The 25,439-nt window shown below is 64.2% G+C and carries 23 protein-coding genes; 10 read left to right on the top strand and 13 right to left on the bottom strand.

Going from position 1 to position 25,439, the window contains the following annotated elements; genetic code table 11:
• Position 1: 1 nt before the first annotated feature.
• From ccoO to AC07VL_RS15140, 5 genes are read left to right on the top strand one after another with little or no spacing between them, the layout of a single operon-like run.
• A complete protein-coding gene (gene ccoO / locus AC07VL_RS15160) occupies positions 2–616 on the top strand; it encodes a cytochrome-c oxidase, cbb3-type subunit II (protein WP_290604861.1) in 615 nt (204 codons plus the stop codon).
• A 1-nt stretch (position 617) separates the two neighbouring features.
• Positions 618–821: a cbb3-type cytochrome oxidase subunit 3 gene (locus AC07VL_RS15155; RefSeq protein ID WP_494806597.1), complete on the top strand. Its 204-nt coding sequence runs from the start codon at positions 618–620 to the stop codon at positions 819–821.
• Positions 814–1,734, top strand: coding sequence for a cytochrome-c oxidase, cbb3-type subunit III (ccoP, locus tag AC07VL_RS15150; RefSeq protein ID WP_494806596.1), 921 nt, complete (start codon positions 814–816; stop codon positions 1,732–1,734). The genes AC07VL_RS15155 and ccoP overlap by 8 nt, the downstream gene beginning before the upstream one ends.
• Positions 1,735–1,738: 4 nt before the next feature.
• Positions 1,739–3,118: a cytochrome c oxidase accessory protein CcoG gene (ccoG, locus tag AC07VL_RS15145; RefSeq protein WP_494806595.1), complete on the top strand. Its 1,380-nt coding sequence runs from the start codon at positions 1,739–1,741 to the stop codon at positions 3,116–3,118.
• Between the two features lie 53 nt (positions 3,119–3,171).
• On the top strand, positions 3,172–3,696 hold the full coding sequence (locus tag AC07VL_RS15140) for a FixH family protein (RefSeq protein WP_494806594.1): 525 nt from the start codon (positions 3,172–3,174) through the stop codon (positions 3,694–3,696).
• Positions 3,697–3,698: 2 nt separating this feature from the next.
• Here the strand turns inward: AC07VL_RS15140 and fnr are convergent, their stop codons facing one another.
• Complete coding sequence (gene fnr / locus AC07VL_RS15135; protein ID WP_494806593.1) at positions 3,699–4,457, bottom strand: fumarate/nitrate reduction transcriptional regulator Fnr; 759 nt, start codon at positions 4,455–4,457, stop codon at positions 3,699–3,701.
• A 249-nt stretch (positions 4,458–4,706) separates the two neighbouring features.
• Here fnr and AC07VL_RS15130 point away from each other — a divergent pair, with 249 nt between their 5' ends.
• Positions 4,707–7,781 (top strand): response regulator, encoded by a 3,075-nt coding sequence (locus AC07VL_RS15130; RefSeq protein ID WP_494806592.1) that lies wholly within the window; start codon positions 4,707–4,709, stop codon positions 7,779–7,781.
• Positions 7,782–7,852: 71 nt separating this feature from the next.
• Here the strand turns inward: AC07VL_RS15130 and AC07VL_RS15125 are convergent, their stop codons facing one another.
• The 4 genes from AC07VL_RS15125 to modA are packed head-to-tail and all read right to left on the bottom strand — an operon-like array spanning position 7,853 to position 10,813.
• The gene (locus AC07VL_RS15125; RefSeq protein WP_494806646.1) at positions 7,853–8,620 is read right to left on the bottom strand and encodes a TOBE domain-containing protein; all 768 of its coding nucleotides are present in this window, start codon (positions 8,618–8,620) and stop codon (positions 7,853–7,855) included.
• A 40-nt stretch (positions 8,621–8,660) separates the two neighbouring features.
• Positions 8,661–9,362: a sulfate/molybdate ABC transporter ATP-binding protein gene (locus AC07VL_RS15120; RefSeq protein ID WP_494806591.1), complete on the bottom strand. Its 702-nt coding sequence runs from the start codon at positions 9,360–9,362 to the stop codon at positions 8,661–8,663.
• A gap of 5 nt (positions 9,363–9,367) precedes the next feature.
• Positions 9,368–10,039 (bottom strand): molybdate ABC transporter permease subunit, encoded by a 672-nt coding sequence (modB, locus tag AC07VL_RS15115; RefSeq protein ID WP_290604876.1) that lies wholly within the window; start codon positions 10,037–10,039, stop codon positions 9,368–9,370.
• A 15-nt stretch (positions 10,040–10,054) separates the two neighbouring features.
• Positions 10,055–10,813, bottom strand: a complete 759-nt coding sequence (gene modA / locus AC07VL_RS15110) for a molybdate ABC transporter substrate-binding protein (RefSeq protein ID WP_494806590.1) — start codon at positions 10,811–10,813, stop codon at positions 10,055–10,057.
• A 137-nt stretch (positions 10,814–10,950) separates the two neighbouring features.
• Between modA and AC07VL_RS15105 the strand changes: the two genes are divergently transcribed.
• Positions 10,951–12,183 (top strand): putative DNA modification/repair radical SAM protein, encoded by a 1,233-nt coding sequence (locus AC07VL_RS15105; RefSeq protein WP_494806589.1) that lies wholly within the window; start codon positions 10,951–10,953, stop codon positions 12,181–12,183.
• Positions 12,180–13,592, top strand: coding sequence for a UdgX family uracil-DNA binding protein (locus AC07VL_RS15100; protein WP_494806588.1), 1,413 nt, complete (start codon positions 12,180–12,182; stop codon positions 13,590–13,592). The genes AC07VL_RS15105 and AC07VL_RS15100 overlap by 4 nt, the downstream gene beginning before the upstream one ends.
• A 182-nt stretch (positions 13,593–13,774) precedes the next feature.
• Here the strand turns inward: AC07VL_RS15100 and AC07VL_RS15095 are convergent, their stop codons facing one another.
• The 6 genes from AC07VL_RS15095 to AC07VL_RS15070 form a co-directional block, all read right to left on the bottom strand.
• Entirely contained in the window at positions 13,775–14,119 is a 345-nt protein-coding gene (locus tag AC07VL_RS15095; RefSeq protein ID WP_494806587.1) for a hypothetical protein, read from the bottom strand.
• A 330-nt stretch (positions 14,120–14,449) separates the two neighbouring features.
• Positions 14,450–15,463: a bile acid:sodium symporter family protein gene (locus AC07VL_RS15090; protein WP_494806586.1), complete on the bottom strand. Its 1,014-nt coding sequence runs from the start codon at positions 15,461–15,463 to the stop codon at positions 14,450–14,452.
• A gap of 203 nt (positions 15,464–15,666) precedes the next feature.
• Positions 15,667–16,029 (bottom strand): BON domain-containing protein, encoded by a 363-nt coding sequence (locus tag AC07VL_RS15085; protein WP_290604888.1) that lies wholly within the window; start codon positions 16,027–16,029, stop codon positions 15,667–15,669.
• Positions 16,030–16,296: 267 nt separating this feature from the next.
• A complete protein-coding gene (locus tag AC07VL_RS15080) occupies positions 16,297–17,664 on the bottom strand; it encodes a sigma 54-interacting transcriptional regulator (RefSeq protein ID WP_494806585.1) in 1,368 nt (455 codons plus the stop codon).
• Entirely contained in the window at positions 17,661–18,203 is a 543-nt protein-coding gene (locus AC07VL_RS15075) for a hypothetical protein (protein WP_494806584.1), read from the bottom strand. Before AC07VL_RS15075 ends, AC07VL_RS15080 begins: the two co-directional genes overlap by 4 nt.
• Positions 18,200–19,612 (bottom strand): HAMP domain-containing sensor histidine kinase, encoded by a 1,413-nt coding sequence (locus AC07VL_RS15070; RefSeq protein WP_494806583.1) that lies wholly within the window; start codon positions 19,610–19,612, stop codon positions 18,200–18,202. Before AC07VL_RS15070 ends, AC07VL_RS15075 begins: the two co-directional genes overlap by 4 nt.
• Before the next feature lie 335 nt (positions 19,613–19,947).
• On the opposite strand from AC07VL_RS15070, the gene AC07VL_RS15065 reads away from it, so the two are divergent.
• The gene (locus AC07VL_RS15065; RefSeq protein ID WP_494806582.1) at positions 19,948–22,818 is read left to right on the top strand and encodes an insulinase family protein; all 2,871 of its coding nucleotides are present in this window, start codon (positions 19,948–19,950) and stop codon (positions 22,816–22,818) included.
• A gap of 28 nt (positions 22,819–22,846) precedes the next feature.
• Here the strand turns inward: AC07VL_RS15065 and AC07VL_RS15060 are convergent, their stop codons facing one another.
• Both AC07VL_RS15060 and AC07VL_RS15055 read right to left on the bottom strand, forming a co-directional pair.
• Positions 22,847–23,251 (bottom strand): VOC family protein, encoded by a 405-nt coding sequence (locus AC07VL_RS15060; protein WP_494806645.1) that lies wholly within the window; start codon positions 23,249–23,251, stop codon positions 22,847–22,849.
• Between the two features lie 56 nt (positions 23,252–23,307).
• Positions 23,308–24,198, bottom strand: a complete 891-nt coding sequence (locus AC07VL_RS15055) for a helix-turn-helix transcriptional regulator (RefSeq protein WP_494806581.1) — start codon at positions 24,196–24,198, stop codon at positions 23,308–23,310.
• Between the two features lie 128 nt (positions 24,199–24,326).
• Between AC07VL_RS15055 and AC07VL_RS15050 the strand changes: the two genes are divergently transcribed.
• A complete protein-coding gene (locus AC07VL_RS15050) occupies positions 24,327–25,370 on the top strand; it encodes a methyltransferase domain-containing protein (protein ID WP_494806580.1) in 1,044 nt (347 codons plus the stop codon).
• The last annotated feature ends 69 nt before the right edge of the window (positions 25,371–25,439 follow it).

The raw sequence follows: 25,439 nt of genomic DNA, 5'->3' as shown, positions 1-25,439 counted from the left end.
AATGAAATTTTCACATGCATGGATTGAGAAAAACCCCTGGCTGCTGATCGCCCTGGTCACGGTGGTGATCAGCATCGGCGGCGCCGTCGAGATCGTCCCCCTGTTCTTCCAGAAGAGCACGACGGAGCCCGTCGCTGGCCTGAAGCCGTATTCGCCGCTGCGCCTGGCGGGCCGCGACATCTACGTGCGCGAAGGCTGCTACAACTGCCACTCGCAGATGGTGCGTCCGCTGCGCGCGGAAACGGAACGCTATGGCCACTATTCGGTCGCCGGCGAGTTCGTCTACGACCGTCCGTTCCAGTGGGGTTCCAAGCGCACGGGGCCGGACCTGGCCCGCGTGGGCGCCCGCTACAGCGACGAATGGCACCGCACGCACTTGAACAACCCGCGCGACGTGGTGCCCGAGTCGAACATGCCGGCCTACCCCTGGCTGGCGAAGACCAAGCTGGTGCCCGACGACATCATGCCGAAGATGCGCGCCCTGAAGCGCCTGGGCCAGCCATACAGCGATGCGGAGATCGCCGCCGGCCCCGCGCAGCTGCAGGACAAGACGGAAGAAGACGCCCTGGTCGCCTATCTGCAGGGCCTCGGTACATTAATCAAAACAAGGAATTAGCATGGCTATCGAAAACCTGTTTGACAGCGCCAGCAGCGTCATGACGGTGGTTTCCTTTACCACCTTCGTCGGCATCCTGTGGTGGACGTTCAGCCGCAGCAACAGCGACTTCGACGCGGCGGCGCGCCTGCCGTTCGCCGACGAGGCGCTCGACTATCCGGCCGAGGCCGAGACGAACCTGGCGAAGGAGCGCAACCATGGCTGACTTTACCAATGGCTTCTGGAATATCTACATCGTCGTGCTGTCCCTGCTGGGCATCATCGGCTGCGGCGTGCTGCTGTACTCGCAGTCGAAAGTGAAAGTGGCCGCCGGCGCCCCCGCCGACGGCACCACGGGCCACGTCTGGGACGAGGACTTGAAGGAACTCAACACGCCGATGCCGCGCTGGTGGATGTGGCTGTTCTACATCACCATCGTCTTCGCACTGGCCTACCTGTTCCTGTATCCGGGCCTGGGCACGTACGCAGGCAGCCTGGGCTGGAAATCCTCGGGCCAGTACGAGGAAGAGCTGAAAAAGGCGGAAGCCGAGTACGGCCCCCTGTTCAACAAGTACCTGGGCCAGGACCTGAAGACGGTGGCCGCCGATCCGCAGGCGCAAGCGATCGGCCAGCGTCTGTTCCTGACCTACTGCGCGCAATGCCACGGTTCGGATGCGCGCGGCAACAAGGGCTTCCCCAACCTGACGGACAAGGACTGGCTGTATGGCGGCGATCCGGCCACCATCAAGACCACCATCATGCACGGGCGCAATGGGCAAATGCCGCCGATGGGCGCCGCGCTGGGTTCCGAAAAGGATGTCGAGAACGTGGCCCATTATGTGCTGAGCCTGTCCGGTTCCACCTCGGACCCCGTCAAGTCCGTGCTGGGCAAGGCCAAGTTCGGCGCCTGCATGGCCTGTCATGGCGCCGATGCGAAGGGCAACCAGATGCTCGGTTCGCCTAACCTGACGGACAAGATCTGGCTGTACGGCGGCAGCGCCGATACCATCATGGAAACCGTACGCAAGGGTCGCAACAACACCATGCCGGCCTTCAGCGACTTCCTCGGCGAATCCAAGGTACACGTGCTGTCGGCGTATGTCTGGAGCCTGTCGAATCCCCAGACGCCCGTGAAATGATGTAATGGAACCTCAAGTCATCAAGATGTATGCGGCCCGCGAGCAAATCTACCCTCGCGAGGCCAAAGGACGCTACGCTACCTGGCGATGGGTATGCGTATGGCTTACCCAGCTGGCGTTCTACGGCTTGCCGTGGTTGACCTGGAATGGCAGGCAAGCCCTGCTGTTCGATTTGACCACGCGCAAGTTCTACATTTTCGGCGTCGTGCTGTGGCCCCAGGATTTCATCTACCTGGCGGCCCTGCTGATCATCTGTGCGTATTTGTTGTTCCTCGTCACGGCCATTGCCGGGCGGGTATGGTGCGGGTTCTCTTGCCCGCAAACGGTATACACGGAAATCTTCCTGTGGGTCGAACGCCACATCGAGGGCACGCGCAGCGCGCGCATGGCCCTCGACAAGCAGGGTCCGTCCCTGCGCAAGGCGTTCAAGAAGACGGCCAAGCACCTGGTGTGGGGCGCCATCGCCCTGTGGACGGGCTTTACCTTTGTCGGCTACTTCACGCCGATCAAGGAACTGGCGCAGGCGGTGACCACCCTCAATTTCGGTCCCTGGGAATGGTTCTGGGTCTTGTTCTACAGCCTGGCAACCTACGGCAACGCGGGCTGGCTGCGCGAGCAGGTGTGCAAGTACATGTGCCCCTACGCGCGCTTCCAGAGCGCCATGTTCGACCAGGATACCCTGATCATCACCTACGATGCCAAGCGGGGCGAACCGCGCGGCGCGCTGAACAAGAAGGCGCCCGATGCCAAGCTGGGCGACTGCATCGACTGCACCCTGTGCGTGCAGGTGTGTCCGACCGGCATCGATATCCGCAACGGCCTGCAGTATGAATGCATCGGCTGCGCCGCCTGCGTGGATGCCTGCAACAGCGTGATGGACAAGGTCGACCGGCCCCGTGGCCTGGTACGCTACAGTACCGACCATGCGATGGAAAACAACTTCAACTCGCAGCAGATCCGCCGGCGCGCCATGCGCCCGCGCGTGCTGATCTACACGTCCATCCTGGCCCTGATCATCATCGCCGTGTGTACCTCGCTGGCCCTGCGCACGCCATTGAAAATGGACGTGATCCGCGACCGCGGCTCCATGGGACGCGAAGTGGAAGACGGCATGATCGAGAACGTCTACCGCCTGCAGATCATGAACACCTCGGAGCAAAGCCAGCATTTCAGGATCAGCGTCTCCGGCCTGCCGGGCCTGACCCTGCTGACGCGCGACGAAGTGACCCTGCAGCCGACGGAAACCCTGGGCTGGCCCATCCGCCTGCGCGTGCCGCACGGCGTGGGCGAGAAGGGCTCGAACAAGATTGCCATCGAACTGCAATCGCTGGACGACCCGTCGCTGCATGTGCGGGAAAACGCGGTGTTCATCGTGCCGCGGTAATGTAGGAAGGCCAATCCCCGCATGGGGATTGGCCGCTTAAACAGGAGAATAAAATGTCCGACAGTCTGAAACTGCAAGCCCCCGTGGCGCCCTGGTACAAGCATCGCTGGCCATGGCTGCTGATGGTCGGCCCCGGCCTGTCCGTCGTCGTCGGCAGCTGCATGGCGTATATCGCGTTTACGCAGCCGGACGCGCTGGTGGTGGGCGATTATTACAAGCAGGGCAAGGCCATCAACCAGGACTTGCGGCGCGATACGGTTGCCAGCAACCTGGCGATGGATACGCGCCTGTCCTACGACGTGGCGCAGGCGCGCCTGAGCGGCGCCGTGCACAGCTTCGGCAAGGCTTACCAGGCGCCCTTGCAGCTGCACCTGGCGCATGCGACGTTGCCGGAGAAGGATATCAGGCTGCTGGTGCAGCCCGATGCGGCCGGCAATTTCTCGGTGGCCCTGCCGATGCTCGAGCGCAGCCGCTGGCAGGTGCTGGTGGAAAACGACAAGCGCGAATGGCGCCTGTCCGGCATCTGGACCTGGCCCCTGCAGCGCAGCATCGCGCTGCACGCGGACGAGGAACTGTAGGCCTATTTACAAGTATCCGTGCCGGCCGTAATGGCTTTCAATTTCGCGGGCTGCAGGATTTCAATTTCGCGATTAGAGACGCGCAGCCAGCCTTCCTTCTTGAATTTCGACAATAAACGGCTGACGCTCTCGATGGTCAGTCCCAGGTAATTGCCGATTTCCTCGCGCGACATGCGCAGCTGGAACTTGCTGCCCGAGTAGCCCCGCGCCTCGTAGCGCGACGCCAGGTTGACGATGAAGGCGGCAAAGCGCTGCGTCGCCTGCATATTGCCCAGCAACAGCATCACGCTTTGCTCGCGCGTGATTTCCTGGCTCATCATGCGATGGAAATGCCGCAGCAGCGTGGGCATATTGCCCAGCAATTGTTCCAGGCTGGAAAACGGGATTTCACACACTTCGCTGTCTTCCAGCGCCACGGCATTGCAGTGGTGGCGGTCGGCGCTGATGGCGTCCATGCCCAGCAGTTCGCCAGCCATCTGGAAACCCGTCACCTGTTCTTCGCCGCCTGGATTGATCTGGTACGTCTTGAAGTGGCCCAGGCGGATGGCGTACAGGTTCTGGAACGAGTCGCCGATGCGGAACAGCGAGGCGCCGCGCGCGACCTTGCGGCGGCGGCCGATGATCTGGTCGAGCCGGTCCATGTCGCCCACGTCGAGTCCCATCGGCAGGCACAATTGATGCATGCTGCACGTCGAGCAGCGCGCACGCAACGCTTCCACGTTCACGGCGGGCACGGCTGGAGAGAGTAGCGCTTCTGTCATGTCAGACCCTTTTAGAAAATGCAATAACAAGTTTACTGCATAGTGCGTTGCCATGTGCCAATTTCACGGCAATTCACCGTAATTTCGCTGAATAAACGACGTCCGGCATTTAATTTTATGGCAACATCGTCAAAAGCCCGTTCCAGCGCGGAAAATTACGCGGCCTGCGCTTGCCAAGTTGAAGTATTGATAGGAAAATTCCTGACAGCATTATCTGCCGCCTGTGCCTCCGGGTACTCAAAGGAAATCATGAAGCCTCTCGGCATTAAAGCAAAAGTCGCGCTGGCCACCAGCCTGACCTCGATCGCCATGATCGCCGTGGTCACCGTGGTGCAGGTCAAGCACATGCGCGACGATTTCACGCAAGTGCTGCTGAGCCAGCAAACGGCGCTGATCGAGCGCACGGCCGAGGAACTCGACGACAAGCTGGCCATGCTGCTCGACATCGTCACCCAGACGGCGCGCCACCAGCCGCCCGCCCTGATGGCCGACGCCGGCGCATTGCGTGACTACTACACGCAGCGCACCATGCTGGCCCTGTTCGACGACGTGCTCGTGCTCGATACGCAGGGCAAGGTGGTGGCCAACGTGCCCGAGGTGCAGGGGCGCAACGGCACCGACGTAGCCGACCGCGGCTATTTCCAGACCGTCATGCGCACCAAGCAGGCCATGATCACGGAACCGATGCTGGGCAAGACCAGCCATTTGCCCATCGTGCAGATGGTCGCCCCCGTGCTGGACAACAACGGCGAGGTGGCCGGCATCGTCATCGGCGTGCTGCGCCTGTACAAGGACAACATGCTGGGGCGTTTGCGCACGGCCAAGGTGGGCAAGAGCGGCTATTTTTTCATCCTCACGCGCGAAGCCGTGCCCCGCTACGTGCTGCATCCCGACCCCAGCCGTTTGCTGCAGCCGCGCGCGGCGGGCGCCAACGTCGTCACCACGCAGCTGCTCAAGGAAGACGGCGAAGGCAGCATGGTCAGCACCAACAGCCGCGGCATCACGGGCGTCAACAGCTTCAAGCGCTTGAAGTCGGTGAACTGGCTGCTGGCCGCCTCGCTGCCCGTGGCCGATGCCTTCGAACCATTCGACGGCGTGCTGTCGCGCCTGGTGCTGTGGAGCATCTGCGCCTCGCTGCTGGCCGCGGCCGTGCTGGGCTGGGTGACCGTGCGCCTGCTGTCGCCCCTGGTGCGCCTGCGCGACACGCTGCTGTCCCTGCGCGCCTCGGGCAAGCGCTTTACCCCCGTGCCGGTGCAGCAGCGCGACGAGATCGGCGAACTGACGGAGGCGTTCAACGGCCTGATGAGCGAGCGCGACCGGCTGCAGCAGGAGGTCGAGACGCGCGCCCTGGAGCTGGAGCAGGAACGCGACCGCGCCGAGGCGGCCAACCGCGCCAAGAGCGACTTCGTCGCCAACATGAGCCATGAAATCCGCACGCCCCTGAACGCCGTGCTGGGCATGGTGTATCTGTTGGGAAATACCAAGCTCAACATCGAACAGCGCAAGTACCTGACCATGGTACGCGTGGCGGGGCAGTCCCTGTTGGGCATCCTCAACGATGTGCTCGATTTTTCCAAGATCGAGGCGCGCCGCATGGACTTGTCGCCCGTCGAATTCGACCTCGACGAGGTCATGAATACGCTGGCCACGACGATGACCATGAACGCGGGCGAGAAAGAGCTGGAGCTGGCCATCGCCGTCGAGCCCGACGTGCCGCGCCGCCTCGTCGGCGACGCCCAGCGCCTGCAGCAAATCCTCGTCAACCTGGCCGGCAACGCCATCAAGTTTACCGAGAGCGGCGAAGTGGTGGTGGCCGTCAGCCTGGCCGAGGGCGACACTGAACAGGCCTGGCTGCGCTTCGAGGTGCGCGACACGGGCATCGGCATGACGGCCCAGCAGCAGGCCCAGCTGTTCACGGCCTTTTCGCAGGGCGACCAGAGCATCACGCGGCGCTTCGGCGGCACGGGCCTGGGCCTGGCCATCAGCAAGCACCTGATCCACATGATGGGCGGCGAAATCGCCGTCGCCAGCAGCGAAGGCAAGGGCAGCCGCTTCTGGTTCAGCGTGCCGTTCGAGGTGCTGGCGCCGCCGGCCGAAGCGCGCCGCACGCCCACCCTGGGGCCGCTGCGCCTCCTGGTGGCCGACGACAACCGCACCACGCGCGAGCTGATCGTCAAGCTGATCCATGCCTGGGGCTGGGATGCGGACGAGGTCGATTCGGGCTTTGCCGCCATCGAGCTGTACCGCGAACGCCTGGCGCAGCAGCAGCCCTACGACGTGGTGCTGGCCGACTGGCACATGCCCGTCATGGATGGCCTGGCCACGGCCAAGGCCATCCGGCAAGCCGCGTCAGGCCAGCGCCAGCCCATCGTGGTGATGGTCAACGCCTTTGCGCGCAACCACCTGGAGGAAATCTCCAGCGCGGCCGAGGCCGATGTCGTGCTGATGAAGCCCATCACGGGCTCGAGCCTGTTCGATGCCCTGCACCAGGCGCTGATCGCGCAGAACGACGGCGGCGAGCAGCGCATGCTGCACCAGCCGCTGGGGACGGAACTGGCCGGCGTGCATTTCCTGCTGGTGGAAGACAACCATTTGAACCAGGCCGTGGCGCGCGGCATCCTCGAACACATGGGCGCCACCCTGGACGTGGTGGGCGACGGCTTGCAGGCCGTGGAACGGCTGCGCACGGAAGCGCTGCGCTACGACATCGTGCTGATGGACATGCAGATGCCCGTCATGGACGGTTTCAGCGCCACCCAGCTGATCCGCACGGAGCTGCGCCTGCAGCTGCCCGTGATCGCCATGACGGCCGGCGTGCTGGCCTCCGAGCGCGAACGCTGCATGTCGGCCGGCATTACCGATTTCATCGCCAAGCCCGTCGTGGTGGAAGAGATGATGGAAGTCATCCTGCGCCACCTGCCCAAGCGGCCACCGGCGCAGCCGGCCAGCGCCGCGCCGCCCGCCGATGACGAGGTGTTTACCATGGCGCCGCTGATGCGCGTGATGGGCCGCGATGCGAAAGGCCGCGGGGTGCTGCGGCGCATGGTGGAAGATGCTCTGAACAAGGGCATGACGCCCGTGCGCGACGCCGAAACGGCCTTGCAGGCGGGCCGCCACAGCGAGGTGGCGCGCATCCTGCACGGCTTGCGCGGCTCCGTGGGCACCCTCGGCACGAAACGCCTGATCCGCGCCGCCTTCGCTACCGAGGAAGCCATCGACGCGGGCCGCCACGACGAGGTGGCGGCGCTGCTGTCGGGGGCGGGGGAGGAACTGCAACTGGCGCTAGCCGCGGCGCGCGAATGGCTGTCCAGGCTGGAGGATTAGGCTCGTTTGAACCCAACAGATAAAGGCCGGGGTCATACCTTCAGGGTACGCCCCCAGTCCTTGCTTTGGGTTTAGGCGGGCACGCCCAGGATCACGCTGGACGCCTTGAAGATGGCCGTCACGCTGCTGCCGATGGCGATGCCCAGGTCGGCGCTGCTCTGGTTCGTGATGATGGCGGCAATCGTGCCGCCGCGCGACAGGTCCAGCACCACTTCCGTGTTGACGGCGCCCGTCTGCACGCGCGTGACGGTGCCGGCCAATTGGTTGCGCGCCGAAAAGCGCGCCCCTGCGCTGTCGGCCACGAGGATGATGGACGAGGCCTTGATCAGCGCAAACGCTTCCGCGCCGGGCGCCAGGCCCAGGCTGGCGCTGCTGCCCTGCGTGACGACGGCTACGATATGCTGGCCGCCCGGCAATTCCAGGGTGACTTCATCGTTGACGGCACCCTGTTTCAGTTCAGCAACTTTGCCCAGGAATTGATTGCGTGCGGTGGTTTTCATGGCCATTCTCCGTATGAGTAAAAGATCGTCGGCGATGCCTTCCGCCTGGCTGCCCAGCTGGCGCAGGTAGCGGGCATGCTCGCGCTCGATGATACGAAAATTGTCGACCAGCTGGCGTCCCCGTTGCGTCAGCCGCGTGCCGCCGCCGCCCTTGCCGCCCGTCAAGCGCTCGACCAGCGGTTCGCCAGCCAGGTTGTTCATGGCGTCGATGGCGTCCCAGGCCGCCTTGTAGCTCATCTTGACGAGCTTGGCCGCCTGCGTGATGGAGCCGCACTCGGCGATGGCGCCCAGCAATTCCACGCGCCCGGCCCCTCCCAGGTGCTCGCCGCCCACCGTCATCCATACCGAGCCCTGCAGGCCGATTTCCGCTGTCGCCGATTTATCCAATGCGTTCACCCAATGCCGTATTTTCTTCCATGCTGTCAATTTGACCGTCGCGCAAGTAAAGCACATGTTCGCCCAGGATGCGCGCATCCTCCGGATCATGGGTGATCAGGATCATGGGCACGTCCAGGCGCTGCTGCCACTGGCTCAGTTCCAGGCGCATTTTGACACGCAGGGCCGGATCGAGGGCGGCAAACGGCTCGTCGAGCAGCAGCGCGGCCGGTTCGGCCACGAGCGCCCTCGCCAGCGCCACCCTTTGGCGCTGGCCTCCGGACAACTCGTCGGGGAACTGGTGTGCCAGTTCCTGCAAGTGAAACGCGTCCAGCCAGTGATCGACCTTCTGCAGTTTTTCGCGCGCGCGCGGATTGAACCAGCCGCGCGCCAGGCCGAAGCCCACATTCTGGCGCACCGTCAGGTGCGGGAACAGGGCGTAGTCCTGGAACAGGTAGGCCACGTTGCGCTGCTGCGGCGGCAAATTGATGCCGCCGGCCGAATCGAACAGGGTGCGCCCGTTGAGGCGGATATGGCCTGCGTCCGGGGTGAAAAGTCCGGCAATGGCTTTCAGGGTCATGCTCTTGCCGGCCCCGGACGGGCCATACACGGCGATGCGCTGGCTGTGCGACGTGCATTGCACGTGCATGTCGAAACGGCGTTTGCCGGAGCGCAAGGTGGCGCGGAGGTCGAGGTCGAGTTGCATGGGCGTCATTTGTGAACGATGCGCCCGGGCGCCAGGCGGCCAGCCGACAGCAGCACCACGATACACACGATGGAGGTGATCAGCACGAGGGTGTTGGCGACGTCGTCCTGGCCCGCCTGCACGGCTTCATACACGGCCACGGACAGGGTCTGCGTCTTGCCGGGAATGCTGCCGGCCACCATCAGGGTGGCGCCGAACTCGCCCAGCGCGCGCACGAAGCCCAGCAGTACGCCGGCCAGGATGCCGCGCCAGGCCAGCGGCAGGGTCACGCGGAAGAAAATCGCCATTTCCGAGATGCCCAGCACGCGGGCGGCCTGTTCCAGCTGGCCGTCGACGGCCTCGAAGGCGGCGCGCGCGGGCTTGAAGACGAGGGGAAAGGCGACCACCGTGGAAGCGATGACGGCGCCCTGCCACGTAAAGATCAGGTTGATGCCGAAGTTGTCCTGCAGCCAGATGCCCAGGGTGCCGCGGCGACCCAGCAGCACCAGCAGGTAATAGCCGAGCACGGTGGGCGGCATCACCATGGGCAGCGTCAGGAGGGCGTCGAGCAGCTCGCGCCCGGGAAAGCGCGTGCGCGCCAGCAGATAGCCCGTACCGATGCCGAGCAGCAAATTGAGCGCCGTGGCCCACGCCGCCACCTTCAGCGACAGGGCCAGCGCGGTCCAGGCGATATCCATTTGCCGTCGTATGCCTTATGGCTTCTTGAAACCGTATTTGGCCAGGATGGCTTGCGCCGGCGCCGTCTGCAGGTAGCTGACGAAACGCTTCGCTTCGGCCTGGTTGGCGCTATCCTTGATGGTGGCGATCGGGTACAGCACGGGCGCCTCCAGCGGCACTTCCAGCACCACATTGACTTTATCCTTCATGATGGCCGCGTCGGTGCCATACACGAAGCCCGCATCGACTTCGCCGCGCGCCACGTAATCGAGCGACTGGCGCACGTTCTGCGTGCTGATGGCCTTGGGCTGCACGGCCTCCCACAATTTCGCCTTCTTCAGCGCGCCTTCCGAATAGCGGCCGACGGGCACGCTGGCCGGATTGGCGATGGCCACGCGGGTCACGCCCTTCTGCGTCAGGTCGGCCAGCGCCTTGATGCCCAGCTTGCTGTCGTGCGGCACGATCAGCACCAGGCTGTTGCTGACGAAGTCGTGGCGGTCGGCCGGTAGCACCAGGCCCTGCTTTTGCGCCGCGTCCATGGTTTCCTGGTCGGCCGAAGCAAACACGTCCACGGGCGCGCCCTTGACGATCTGCTGCAGCAGCACGCCCGAGGCGGCGAAGTTCAGGGACACCTTGCTGCCCGGATATTGCGCTTCATAGCCCTGCGCCGCATCCTTGAACGCATTCGTCAGGCTGGCCGCGGCCGACACCACCACTTCGCCGGCAAAGGCGGACGAGGCGGCGGTGGCGAGGAGGGCGGTGCCGAGGAGCTTGGCGAGGGAAGTGAGGCGCATGGTCGTATCCTTAAAGAGAAGAGAACAAGGCCCGTAATATACACCGATATATAACGTTCTGCCATGCATCAGCTCAAGCCTGCGCAAGGCGGATTCCCTGATATACTGTATATAAACACAGTATATCGAGGCAAGCCATGGAATTGACGGACAAGCTGGAAATCCTCGCCGATGCGGCGAAGTACGATGCGTCCTGCGCCAGCAGCGGCGCGCCCAAACGCGATTCCATCGGCAAGGATGGCTTTGGCGCCACCACGGGCATGGGCATTTGCCACAGCTACACGCCGGACGGGCGCTGCGTCTCGCTGCTCAAGATCCTGCTGACGAATTACTGCCTGTACGATTGCCAGTACTGCGTCAACCGCCGCAGCTCGAACGTGCCGCGCGCGCGGTTTACGGTGGCCGAAGTGGTCAAGCTGACGGCTGACTTTTACCTGCGCAACTACATCGACGGCCTGTTCCTCAGCTCCGGCATCATCCAGTCGGCCGACTACACGATGGAGCAGCTGGTGCAGGTGGCGCGCGAGCTGCGCGAGGTGCACCAGTTCCGCGGCTACATCCACCTGAAAACCATCCCCGACGCCGATCCGGCCCTGATCGCGCAGGCGGGCCGCTATGCCGACCGCCTCAGCGTCAACATCGAGTTGCCCACGCAGGACAGCGTGCAGAAACTGGCGCCGGAAAAGAGCGTACACACGATCAAGCTGGCCATGGGTGCCATCCGCCGCAAGCTCGATGAAAAGGCCGAAGAACCGCGCTCGCCGCGCTTCGCGCCGGCCGGGCAAAGCACGCAGATGATCGTCGGCGCCGATGCCAGCGACGACCAGCAAATCCTCGCCACGGCCGAGACCCTGTATGGCAGCTACAAGCTCAAGCGCGTGTACTACTCCGCCTTCAGCCCCATCCCCGACAGCCCGAAAAGCGTGCCGCTGGCGCCGCCGCCGATGCTGCGCGAACACCGGCTGTACCAGGCCGATTTCTTGCTGCGCAGCTACGGTTTCCAGGCCAACGAATTGCTGCCCGCCACGGGCGGCAACCTGGCGCTCGACATCGATCCCAAGCTGGCCTGGGCGCTGGCGCACCGCGAACATTTTCCGCTGGACTTGAACCGCGCCGCGCAGCACATGATCGCGCGCGTGCCCGGCATCGGCCTGCGCAACGCGCAGCGCATCGTCGACCTGCGCCGCCTGCGGCAGGTGCGCTACGCCGACCTGTCGCGCCTGCGCTGCAGCATGAAGAAAATCGCCCCCTTCATCATCACGGCCGACTACTTTCCCGCGCGCGACACCACGGCATCGGAACACCTGCGCAGCGCCATGGCGGAGGCGCCGCAGCAAATGCATCTGTGGCCGGAGCTGCAGGCGGCATGAACGCCGTCGTCCGGCTGGCGCAGTCCTTCGACGAGTGGCGCGCGGCGGCACGCGAATTGATCGCGCTCAAGGTGCCGCCCGCTAACGTCGCCTGGCTCGCGCAGCCAGACGGCGGCGACCTGTTTTCCTCCCCGCCAGAGGCGACCGCTACCGATGCCCCCATGCTGCGCCTGCCCCGCCAGCTGGTGGAACTGCTGCAGGCCGCCGCCTGTTTCAAGGTACACGACCGCTGGGCGTTTTTATATCAAGTGCTCTGGCGCTGGCAGCACGGCCAGCACGACGTGATGTCGCCGGCCGACGCGGACGGCGCGCGCCTGCACGCCATGGCCAAGGCCGTGCGGCGCGAAGAGCACGACATGCACGCCTACGTGCGCTTCCGCGAACGCGGCGAGGCGCAAGGGGCACCGCGTTTTGTCGCCTGGTTCGAACCGACGCACGAGGTGCTGCCGCAAGTGGCGCGCCACTTCGCGCGCCGCATGGGCTCCATCAGCTGGATGATCGCCACGCCCGATGCCAGCATGCTGTGGGATGGCGCCACCCTGCACGCGGGGCCGGCCCTGCTGCGCAGTGCGGCCGAGATCGACGATGCGGGCGAAGCCCTGTGGCTGACCTACTACCGCAGCATCTTCAACCCGGCCCGCGTGAATGCGGATTTGCTGCACAGCCATATCCCATCGCGCTTCTGGAAAAACCTGCCGGAAGGCGCCATCGTGCCCGCCATGCTGAGCGGTGCGGCCAACGGCGAGCGCCGCACGGGCCAGACGGCCAGCGTGGGACAGCGCCAGGGCGCCGCCATGATCCAGATCAACTCCGAGCGGGCCCAGCCCGCGCGCGCGACTGCCACGACGCTGGACCAGTGCCGCCGCTGCGAGTTATGGAAGAGCGCCACCCAGGCCGTGCCCGGCATCGGCCCGCACACCGCCCGCATCATGCTCGTCGGCGAGCAGCCGGGCGACCAGGAAGACCTGGCGGGCTTGCCCTTTGTGGGCCCGGCCGGCGCAGTGCTCGAGCAGGCCATGCAGGAAGCGGGCCTGGCGCGCGACAGCCTATATCTGACCAATGCCGTCAAGCATTTCAAGTGGGAACCGCGCGGCAAGCGCCGCCTGCACAAGACGCCTGCGCAGCGCGAAATCCTCGCCTGTCATGGCTGGCTGGAAGAAGAGATCGAACGTGGCAAACCACAGGTAATCGTGGCGCTGGGCAGCACGGCATTGAAAGCCGTGCTGCAGGATGGCGCGGCCAGCATGACGCCGCTGATCGGCACGCCCATCGAACGCGACGGGCGCTGGGTCGTGACCGTGTATCACCCGTCATATGTGCTGCGCGCACGGGACGAAGAGAGCCGGCGCCAGGCGTATGCGGTGATCGTTGATGGCTTGCGGCAGGCGCAGAAGTTGCTGAAAGGCTAGTCAGAGGTGACGACATCGCTTGCGGGTGGCGCCTGCGATGTCGTAAAGGCGATCGGATCGTCGAGACTAAAGCCCGGCGCCATTTACCAAGCGCGTTGTGCCCCCGCATGTGGCAGAAAATGACTATGACTCTATTTTTCAATAGCAATATTCATCTAACAAAAAACTTGTTTCTTTACTTCTCACAACGAGAGCAGTTTCCACCATATCACGCCCCATCCAATGCCTGCGATAGCGAAAAAAGCGCCATGCTTGCGCAATCCCAGCCACACCAGCGTGCCAAGCAAGACATAGAAAACCACATTGGCTGCCATCGAAAACAAGAAAATTTCCGGTTCCATCTGAGGGTTAGCCGCTGCCAACATCATTACAGACGTCGGCCAAAGCAACAGTTGCAGTTTGAACACAATGCGCTGCATATCGAAATATGGACTGTAATCAAGAAAATGCCATACAACCCGAGAAAGAAATGGAATAATCAATCCACTCAAGGAAAAAATGGCGATTATTCTTGCAAATGACATCATGCTTCCTCACCGTTTTTTTATGAAATAAGAGTCAATACTTTCCGCATATGGTTCCTGATTCGACGCTTGCATCAGTGATACAAATCAGCTCTGCCAATTACCCGCCATCTGGATGCGCCTGTTCCGCTCGCGCAGCATGGTGACGTTTCAATCATTGCTGGCAAGCCCCATACATTACAACACAAAAAAATGCTTGAAAGATAACTTCTATATTGAACTGATTGTCCAGCAGTACCTCGCCCATGGCCTGAGGCACCAATCCACGGCTTTCCGCGCCGCGCAGGCAAAAAAATACCGCGCCAGGCGCGGTATGGGGAGCTGAGCCTTCGCTCAGGACGTCGCCGCCGGCACTTCCTGCGCCTCGTCGCGCCGCGCATAACGCTGCGCAATCACGGCGCAGATCATCAGCTGAATCTGATGGAACAGCATCAGCGGCAAAATCACCATGCCCAGCGAGTGCGCGGCGAACAAGACCTTGGCCATGGGCACGCCGCTGGCCAGGCTTTTCTTCGAGCCGCAAAAGACGATGGCGATCTCGTCTTCCTTGCTAAAGCCCAGGCGGCGGCTGATGAACGTCATCAGGCCCAGGACCAGCGCCAGCAGCACGATGCTGAACACGCCCAGCGCCACTAGGGTTTCCACCGAGATCGTGTGCCACAGGCCTTCGCTGACGGCTTCGCTGAAGGCCGTGTAGACCACCAGCAAAATGGAACCCTGGTCGACGAATTTCAGCATGGCCTTGTGGCGGTCGACCCAGCGGCCTATCCAGCGGCGCAGGAACTGGCCGGCCAGAAACGGCAGCAGCAATTGCATGACGATGGACAGCACGGCGTCGACCGACGACTTGCTTTCCGCGCCTTTCGCCACCAGCAAGCCCACCAGGATGGGGGCAAGGAAAATGCCGATGAAATTCGAGGCCGAGGCGCTGCAGATGGCGGCCGGCACGTTGCCGCGCGCCATGGCCGTCAGGGCGATCGACGATTGCACGGTCGATGGCAGCGCGCACAGGAACAGGATGCCCACGTACAGATCGGGCGTGAGGAAAGTCAGCGCCAGCGGACGCAGGGCCAGGCCCAGCAGGGGGAACAAAATGAACGTGCTGGCCAGCACCAGCAAATGCAGGCGCCAGTGCATGACGCCAGCCACCACGGCTTCGCGCGACAGCTTGGCCCCATGCAGGAAGAACAGGGCGCCGATGGCAACGGTGGTGATATTGCCGAAGACTACGGCCGTCTGGCCCGTGCAGGGCAGGAGGCTGGCCAGCGCCACGGTGACGAGCAGGGCGATGGTGAATTTGTCGGGTTTCAGATTGCGCAACAGGGCGGCGGGAGAGAAAGAAGACATGCGGTAGCCTGGTAGCGGCCCAGCCTTGCAACACTGCGCCATGGATGACAAAAAGCGCCGGAATCGGCGCCAGTGCTGGCTATTCTAACCCTATTGCCCAGCTACTTGCCTGAAAACATGGCTTGCCAACAACAAGCGCATGGGCAAAAAAAATGCCCTGTCCGCAGACAGGGCAACCCGGAGTAAAGTACAGCGCGAGGCGTTTAGCCGGCGGCTTTGACTTTCAGCTCGTTCTTGATTTCTTTCACGCCGCTCACGGAAGCGACGATCTGCACGACGCGGTCACCCGCTTCGGCGCTCGGCACGTCGCCCGACAGGACCACGACGCCTTGCTGGGTTGCTACCTTGACGGGCAGGGTAGCGGCTTGCGCATCGGCGCTCAGGGCGGCCTTGGCCGAGGAAGTGATGGTTTCATCAGGGACGGCAGCGGCGGCGTTGGCGGCCACGACAGTGTCAGCAGGAGCTTGTGCTTTTGGTGCGGAGTCAGCTGCATGCGAAGCGGTGATCGAGGCGCCCGACAGAACGATAGCGGCAACCAGGGTATTGAACAGTTTCGATGTTTGCATGGTAGTTCCTCTCAATGAAGTTAAAAGCTTCTTACTTGGTTAAAGCAACACTTTGAAGCGTCACATCTACCCATACAGCAAGCACCGTGCCAGCTTTTAATTTTCATTTGAAATCAACGACTTATATTCATCCCGGATTTTTTCTGCGCTTTTCCCGCCGATCCGGCCCGGAAAACCGGGCTTTTTGTCGCCTGACAGCGACAAGGGATGGCAACAATATCAATGTTTTAAACTAAGTCGTTGATTCATAAGACTTTATTTTTGTCGCTATTCAGCGACAGGGTCGCCGTCGGCCCGGAACAGGGCCGGCGTCAGCTCGTATTTCTGCAATAGACGGTAGAACTCCGTGCGGTTGCGGTCGGCCAGGCGGGCCGCGTCGGCCACGTTGCCGTCCGTCAGGCGCAGCAGCTGGATCAGGTAGTCGCGCTCGAAGCGCTGTTTCGCTTCGTTGTAGCTGAGCGCTTCCAGCGAGGGCACGCGCAAGGCCCGCTGTACCAGCGACAAGGGCACCAGCGGCGCCGTGGCCAGCGCGCACACCTGCTCGACGACATTGACCAGCTGGCGCACATTGCCGGGCCATGGCGCCGCCACCAGGGCCGTGAGGGCATCGGGGGCGAAACCGTTCAGGGGCTTCTGGTACTTGGCCGCCAGTTTCTGCAGGAAATGGTTGGCCAGCAAGGCGATGTCTTCGCGGCGCTCGGCCAGCGGCGGCAGGGTCAAGGTGACGACGTTGAGGCGGTAATACAGGTCTTCGCGAAATTGGCCTTCCGTCATCGCCACGTCGAGGTCGCGGTGCGTGGCCGACAGCAGGCGCACGTCCACCGGGCGCGTCTGGTCGGCGCCCACGGGGCGCACGGCCCGCTCCTGCAGCACGCGCAGCAGCTTGACCTGCAGCGGCAGGGGCATGTCGCCGATCTCATCCAAAAACAGGGTGCCGCCATCGGCCGCCTGAAATAAACCTTCGCGGTTGCCGACGGCGCCCGTAAACGAGCCTTTCACGTGGCCGAACAATTCCGATTCCAGCAGCTGCTCGGGAATGGCGCCGCAGTTGACGGCGATAAACGGCGCCTTGGCGCGGCGACCGGCGTTGTGCAGGGCGCGCGCCAGCAATTCCTTGCCCGTGCCGCTGGGGCCGCGGATCAGGATGCTGGCATCCGACCCCGCCACCAGCTTCGCTTCGGCCAGCAGCTCGGCCATCTGCGCGCTGCGGCTGATCAGCTCGGCGCGCCAGCTCTCGTCGCTGGAGGCGGCCGCCGGCATGACGGTGGACAGGTTGACGGCGTACGCCACCTTTTCCATGAGCAACTTGCCATCGAACGGCTTCGTCAGGTAGGCGAAGGCACCGCGCGCCGTGGCCTCGACGGCGTCGGGAATGGTGCCGTGGGCCGTCAGCAGGATGACGGGCAGGGCCGCGTGCTGGCGGCGGATTTCGTCGAACAGGGCCAGGCCGTCGCGGCCCGGCAATTGCACGTCGGTAATGACCAGGGATGGCAATTCCACGGCCAGGCGCGCCAGCGCCGCTTCCGCGCTGCCCACGGCCGTGACGCGGTAATTGCCCGCCTTCAGACGGATGGTCAGCAGGCGCAGCAGGTCGGGGTCGTCGTCGACCAGGAGGATGTGGGCGTGTTCGCTCATTTCGGCGCTCCCGCGGCGGGACGCACGGACAGGCTGCGCTCGATATTCTTCAGCGCCTCGAGCTTTTCATTGAGCAAGTCGTTGCGCCGCTGGGCGTCGCGCAACTGCGTGTTGAGCTTGTCGATGCTGTCTTCCTGGCGGCGCAGTTCCGCGTACTGGCTGCTGAGCAATTGCGCCAGCGGCGCCAGCAGCTGCGCGTCCTTGCCCGTGGCCGTGGCCAGCGGTTCCAGCAAGGCTTGCGCGCGGGCCAGGTCGCCGGGGCCGCGCACGGCCGCCTGCAGCATGGCGCGGCGGATGACGTTCTGCGGCGCCGTATCGGCCTTGGCCAGGTCCAGCTGCGCTTTCACCAGTTCCGACGGCGTCATCAGGCGCAAGGCGTTCTGGTAGGCCAGCAGCTCGGTCAGCTGGGGATCGGCGACGACCACCACGCGCGGCGGCGTCTGCACCAGCACGGGCGTCTGGGTAGCGGGCTTGCTGGCGCAGCCGCCCAGGAGCAGCGCGCAGGCGGCCATGGCGGCCACGGGAATTCTCGTCATCATAAGGGCAGTTCTATCCGAAAATGTGCGCCGGCCTGGCGCGGTAAAAGAGTGACGCTGCCATCGTGGGCGGCGATGTATTCGCGCACGATGGACAGGCCGATGCCATTGCCGTTGCGCGCGCCGCTTGCCTGGCGCACTCCCTGGTAAAACGGTTCAAAAATGCGCGCGGCGTCCTCGGGCGCCACGCCGGCCCCCTCGTCGATGCAATCGATGCACGCGCGGCCCGCCTCGCAGGCCAGGCTGAAGCGCACGGTGCCGCCCTCCGGGCTGAAGCGCACGGCGTTCGACAGCAGGTTCGCCATGGCCGTGGCCAGCTTGTCGCGGTCCGCCTGCACGGTCAGGGACTCGCCCGTCACCTCGACGGCCAGGCGGCGCGCCTGCCACTGCAAACGCTGGCCCGCCACCACATCGTGCAGCAGAACCAGCAGGTCGACCTTGCTGTGCGCCAGATGCTGGGCATCAAAGGCGGCGGTATTGTAGCGCAGCAAGTCTTCAATCTGGGTTTGCAGGGACGCCGTATTCTGCTGCAGGATGCCGGCGATTTCGCGCTGGCCATCGCTGAGCTTGCCCGCCACCTCGTCTTCCAGCAGGGCCACGCCTTCGCGCAGGGCCGCCAGCGGCGTCTTCAGTTCGTGCGAGATATGGCGCAGGAAACGTTCCTTGTCCGCGTCCAGGTCCGCCAGGCGCTGGCGCAGCCAGTCCAGTTGCTGGCCCAAACGGCGCGTGTCGGCCGGGCCGCCGACGACGATGGGCTGGTCGTAGCGCTTGTCGCCGAGGCGCCCGATGGCCGTCTCGATGCGGCGCAGCGGCCGCGACAGCAAGAAGCCGAAGCAGGTGGCCAGCACGGCCGCCAGCAGCACGGCGCCGATGACCAGCGCGCTGAGCAGGCGGCGCTGGCGTTCCAGCTCCACCAGCAGGGCATCGTTGCGGCTGCCGATTTCCGTCTTGCTCTCGCGCGCCAGGGTGTCATTGATCTGCGTCATGCGGGCAAACGCCCGGTACACGACGGCGTGGCCATCGCGCTTGCGGCGCTTGCCGGCCTGCAAGACTTCCCACGCGGATTGCGCCTGCGCCGTCCACTCGTCGGCCAGCTGGGGCGCGAAATGGGGCGTGGCGCGGTTCAGCATTTGCAGCGCCGCCTGCGCTTCCGCGCGGGCGGCCGCGTAGCGTTCGCGGAAGACGGGGTCGTCCAGCACGAGGAACTGGCGCGCGCTGCGCTCCATGGCCAGGGTGCGTTCGGACAGGCGCTGCGACTGTTCCGTCAGGGTGATCGCCTGCGCCGCCGTCTCGCGTCCCAGCCGCGCCAGGTGTTCCAGGGTCAGCAGGGCTTGCACGGACGTGGCCGTCAAGATGCCTGCCGTCAGGATGAAGGCGGCGAATAACAATTGGCGAAAGGAAAGTCTGGACAAGGTACGGCCTTCGGTGCAGTCGGCAAGGGGAAAAGGCGCATGGTACGCTAAGCCTGCAGACGGGGTCGCCGCCTGCCGCAGAGTGGCCGATCTTACAATATTTCTGCCAGTTGTTGCTTTTCCAGCCGCCAGGCCGCAGCCAATCAGCCCCCGGCGGCGGCGCGACAACACTCCTAGTACAATAGGGAAAATGTTACACAGGCATCAAAGTGGCACTGCCTGGACCAGCCGCCTGGCAGCCAGCTCTGGCAATACGCCGCTTTGTCCCCAGATGTGATGCACGTCCACCCGCATTTTGCATTTCCGAATCACCTACCGCAGAGATCCCATACCGCATGAGCACATTTGAAAAAGTCAGCAGCAACTTCATTCCAGTCTTGCAGGCGACCATCGAGCAATACGTCGACCCGGCAACAGGCATGCGCCATATCCACATGCATACCGAACAGGCTGAAATGGTGTTCCTGGTGGCCTTTCCCACTGTGCCCGAAGTGAGCGACGGCCGCGCGCACATCCTCGAGCACCTGGCCCTGTGCGGCTCGGCACGCTATCCGGTGCGCGACCCGTTCTTCTCGATGCTGCGCCGCTCGACGGCCACCTTCATGAATGCGATGACCTATCCGGACCGCACCGTGTACCCGTTCGCCAGCACGGACCGCAAGGATTTCTTCAACCTGCTCGACGTGTACCTGGACGCGGCCTTCTTCCCGAATCTCGATTACCTGAACTTCCGCCAGGAAGGCTGGCGCCACGCCTTCGAAGGCGACAAACTCGTGTACCAGGGCATCGTCTTCAATGAAATGAAGGGCGCCTTCAACAGCCCCATGCGCGCACTCGACAGCGGCATCGCCAGCACCTTGCTCAAAGGCACGACGTACGAAGTGGAGTCGGGCGGCGATCCCCTCGTGATCCCGGAACTGACGCACGCCATGCTGAAGGAATTCCACGCCAGCCACTACCATCCGTCGCAAGCCGTCATCATGACTTCCGGCAACATCGAAGCGTCGGCCGTGCAGGAACAAGTCGCGGAACGCGTGCTGTCCAAGCTCAGCGGCTTCAGCCCGCGCCGGCTGCCGCAGCTGGCGCCCGCGTGGACGGCGCCGCAGGAAAACACCGTGAACATTCCGTCGCAGGAAGCGCGCGACGATGAATTCGGCCTGCAATTCGCCTGGCTGATGGGCGAGTCGAGCGACCCCGTCGCCTACTACCACGCACACCTGCTGTCGCACGGCTTGCTGGGCGAATCGTCGGCGCCCGTCATGCGCGCCATGGAATCGGCCGGCTATGGCCGCCCGTCGGACATGAATGGCCGCGACGCGGGCATCCGCCAGATGGTGTTCCACATCGGCATGGAAGGCTTGACGCAGGAACAGATCGCCGACGCACACCAGCGCATCTGGACGGCGCTGGAAGAAACGGCGCAAGAGGGCATCCCCGCCGCCGTGCTGCACGCCGCCTTGCGCGACATCAAGTACAGCCAGCGCGAAATCAGCAGCGGCCGCATGCCGTATGGCCTGGGCCGTCTGCTGCACGCCTTGCCGCTGGCCATGTATGACGGCAACGTCATGGATGCCTTCGACAATGCGGCGATTTTGGAAACCCTGGAACAGCAAATCGAAGACCCGGCATTCTTCAAGCAGCTGGTGCGCGAGCTGATCGCCAACCCGACCCGCTTGACGACGCGCGTGGTGCCCGATGCCGCCTTCTTCACGGACCGCGCCGCGCAGGAAGATACCAAGCTGGCCGCCCTGCAGGCGAGCCTGACGGACGCCGAACGCGAGCACATCATCGCCGAGTCCGCCGCGCTGGAAGCGCACCAGCAACTGCCGTCGAATTCGGAAGTCTTGCCGCGCATCCGCCCGGGCGACGTCAGCGCGCTGCCGCGCCCGGCCCTGCCGATTCCGCCCGCCGTCGATGGCGCCGTGGCGTTCAGTATCGCCTCGAACGGCATCAGCTACGCCAACGTGCTGTACGACGTGTCGGACCTGCCGGAAGCGGCGTGGCCATGGCTGCGCCTGTACACGGACCTGGCGCCGGAACTGGGCGTGGGCGACATGTCCTTCGACGATGCCAGCGCCTGGCGCCAGAGCATGGTGCCGTCGTTCCACATCGGCCTGGAAGCCATTCCCCGCCCGCAACAAGCGATGCGCGTGGAATTGTCTTTCTCGGCCAGCGGCTTGCGCGAGGAACACGCGGCCATCGCCGCCGTGCTGTCGGCCTGGATCGCCAAGCCCCGCTTCGACGAAGAAGAGCGCCTGGCTTTCCTGATCGAAAGCCTGGTGCAGGACAAATTAAGCAGCCTGGCAGAGTCGGGCAACCGCTACGCCATGCTGGCCTCGACGGCGCCGCTGTCGCCCACGCGCCGCTTCGACGACATCGTCGGCGGCCCGGCAGCGCTGCCGTTCTACCGCCGTTTGCAGCAGCTGAGCAAGACGTCCGAGGGCTTGCAGGAAATCGCCCGGGAACTCGACACCCTGCACGCGCACATCATCGCCCAGCCCCCAACCGTGCTGTGCGCGGGCCTGGAGCAGGATGGCATCACCCTGGCCCGCTTGCTGGACTTGCCGGCGGCCGGCACGCAGGCCGCCGCAGCGGTTGAGTCTATAGCGCCGCCAGCCTTGCCGCTGGCCAATACGGCCCTGCATGCGACGAGCCAGATCAACCATTGCTTCGTTTCCTGGGCCGTGCCCGGCGTGCACAATCCGGACGCCTCGGCCCTGGCCGTGGCCGCCGAACTGATGACCAACCAGGTGCTGCATACGGCCCTGCGCGAAAAGGGCGGCGCGTATGGCGGCAGCGCCAGCTATGCAGCCGGCGCCGGCACGTTCACCTTGAGTTCCTACCGCGATCCGCGCCTGGCCGGCACCTTTGCCGACTTCGGCACGACGCTGGACCAGATCCTCGATGGCGACTTCTCGCAGGAGCAGGTGGAAGAGGCGATCATCTGCGTCATCAAGGGCCTCGACAAACCGCACTCGCCGTACGCGGAAGCGCTGACGGCGTGGAACATGCAGCAGCGGGGCACGACGGAAGCCGTGCGCCAGCAGTTCCGCACCGGCGTGCTGACTTGCACCTTGAGCCAGATCAAGGACGTCACGCGCACCTGGCTGAAAAACGGCCAGCCGAGCCGCGCCGCGTTTGCGGGCAACACGACGCAAGACCTGGCCGGGCTGGACGTGGTCGATCTGCTGGCGCTGGCCAGCTAAACGCGCTGTACCGGATTCAATACCGCAACTATTGCGGTATTGAATCCGCTTCCATGTACATCAATTCCCACTGATGTCCATCCGGGTCCTGGAAACTGTGGCCATACATGAAGCCGTAATCCATCGGCTCCTTGTAGATGCTGCCGCCCGCCTGGACGGCCTTGGCCACCAGCGCATCGACTTCGCCGCGGCTCTCTGCCGACAGGCACACGAGCACCTCCGTCGCCACCTTGGTATCGCACAATTGCTTGGGCGTGAATTGCTGGAATTTGTCGTGCGTCAACAGCATGACGAAGATGTCGTCGGCAACGATCATGCAGGTCGCCGTTTCATCCGTGAAATGGGCATTGAAACTGAAACCCAGCGCCGTGAAAAACGCCACGGAACGCTCGAGCGACTGGACGGGCAGATTGACGAAGATTTTGCGGGCCATCATGTCTCCTGGTAGGTAGGGGCGGGGATGCTGCCCGCCGATTCTACACCGCCTTTTCAGGCTCCCGCACGCGCCACCGTCTTCGGCGTGTAGCCAAAATAGCGCGTAAAAGCGGCGCTGAAATTGGGCGGATGGCGGTAGCCCGTTTGCCAGCCCGCCTGCGCCACCTGGCAACCATTTTCCAGCAGTAACTTTGCCCGCTGCATGCGCAGCGCCAGCAGGGTGCGCTGGGGGCTGTCGTTGTAGCGGTAGCGCCACCCCTGCTTGAGTTTGAACAAGCTCAGGCCCGCTTGCGCGCACAGGTAATCGAGCGTGAGTGCCTGCGCCATCTGCTCCTGCATCAGCGCATGGACCTGCTCCAGTTTGATGATGTCGGCCTCGGACCAGCGCGGCATGGCAAGCGGCGGCGGCTGCAAGCCCCGCAGCTGTTCCGCCAGGATACTGAGCACGCCGATATGCACGGCCAGCGGGTCCGCCGCGCGCAGCAGGGCGCGCGCGTGCTGGGCGACAGCTGCCGTGGTGGCCGCATGCGCCAGCTGACGCGCGCCGCCCTGGGGCAGCAGCGATGCCAGGCCCTGCGGACAGTAGCGCGCCAGCGCCTGCTCGTCGACCAGCACGCGCAATTGCGCCGCCCGCTGATGCGCCTCGAAGCGGCGCTCGCCGCTCGTGTGGCGAAACACCGTCACCGTCGTATGGCCCCCCTGGAAACGCAGCTGCCCGCCATCGCGCGTGGTGTAGCCGGACGCGCCGTCCAGGCCGATGGTGATCACCATGCCGCCCGCATCGTCATGGTTCGACTGCTCGACGAGCGCATGCCGGGGCCGGTAGTCGGAATGCACGAGCAGCACGCCCTCGTCGACCTGCCGCTGATCGGCGCGGCAATCGTCCATCGCGGGGTCCAGCGGGCGCCGCATCCAGCCTGCCGCTTGCCTGTCCTGTTGCGCCATCGCTCCTCCTCGTCTTGCGCGCGTCGCCGCGCATACGAAATGCGCCGCCCCGCATACAAATCTAAATGATAATTATTCTCATTGTTGCATAAAATGACGCTGATGCCCACTTCGCCGAAAGGAAGATCATGTCGTTCGATACGCAACACGCCCTGCAGCCGTACTGGGACCTGGCCATCGCGCCCGTCCAGGCCGATGGGCTGGCCGCCGCCCTGGAACTGGGCATTTTCGACGCGCTCGCCGCACCGCACACGGCGGCGCAACTGGCGGACGTCCTGTCGCTGCATGCGCCGCACACGGCCCTGCTGCTGGAGTTACTCTGGAGCATGCAGGTGCTGGAGCGCGACGGGGCCGATGCCGATGCGGAGGCCAGCGATCAACGCTACCGCTGCACGGCCGCCACCGTGCAGTATTTCTGCCGCGACTCCCTTGCCTTTTGCGGCGACGCCTGGCTGTACCGGCTGCACGCGCTGCGCCATTTCGCCACGCAGCTGAACACCCTGGTGCGCGACGGTGAAAAAGTAGCGCCCTACAGTACGGCGAGCGGGGTCAACTGGGCCGCCGCCGCGCAGCGACAGATCGGCCAGGAGCAGCGCGCCGTCACCATACGCGCGGCCCTGTCCGTGATGCAGCGCATCGCGCCGTTCGCAGACGGCCGCACGCCGCTGCGCCTGCTCGACCTGGGCGGCGGTCCGGGCTGGGTTGCCATTGCGCTGGCGCAAGCCCACGTAGGCTTGCGCGGCACCGTCTTCGACTGGCCGGAAACGGTCGCCGTGGCGGCCGCCAACATCGCCCATGCGCAACTGTCCGACCGCCTGGAGACCTTGGGCGGCGACCTGGACAGCGACGACATCGGCGGCGATTACGACCTCGTCTGGTGCTCGTCCGTGCTGCACTTCGTGCCCGACATGGCGGCGGCCTTGCGCAAGATCCGCGCGGCCCTGAAACCCGGCGGCGTCTTCGTCTGCGTGCAGGCGGAAATCGCCCCGGCCCCCGGCGATGCGGCGCGCGTGCTGCCCTACTATTTGCCGATGCGCATGCTGGGCCGCACGGTGACGCGGCAGGGAGAGCTGGCGCAGCTGCTGCGCGACACGGGCTGGCGGCAGGTGGAGCAGTATGGCGCCAGCGATTTTCCCATGACACCCGTGCAGGTGCTGATTGCTCGTGCCTAACAATTACCATTTAGTAATTATCTTTTTTATAGCAAAAAGGCACGCAAATGCGCTAAGCTGTGCCGGCAT

The organism is Janthinobacterium sp. GW821-FHT03C08 (assembly GCF_059420905.1).
This window is presented reverse-complemented; position numbering and strand designations above follow the sequence as displayed.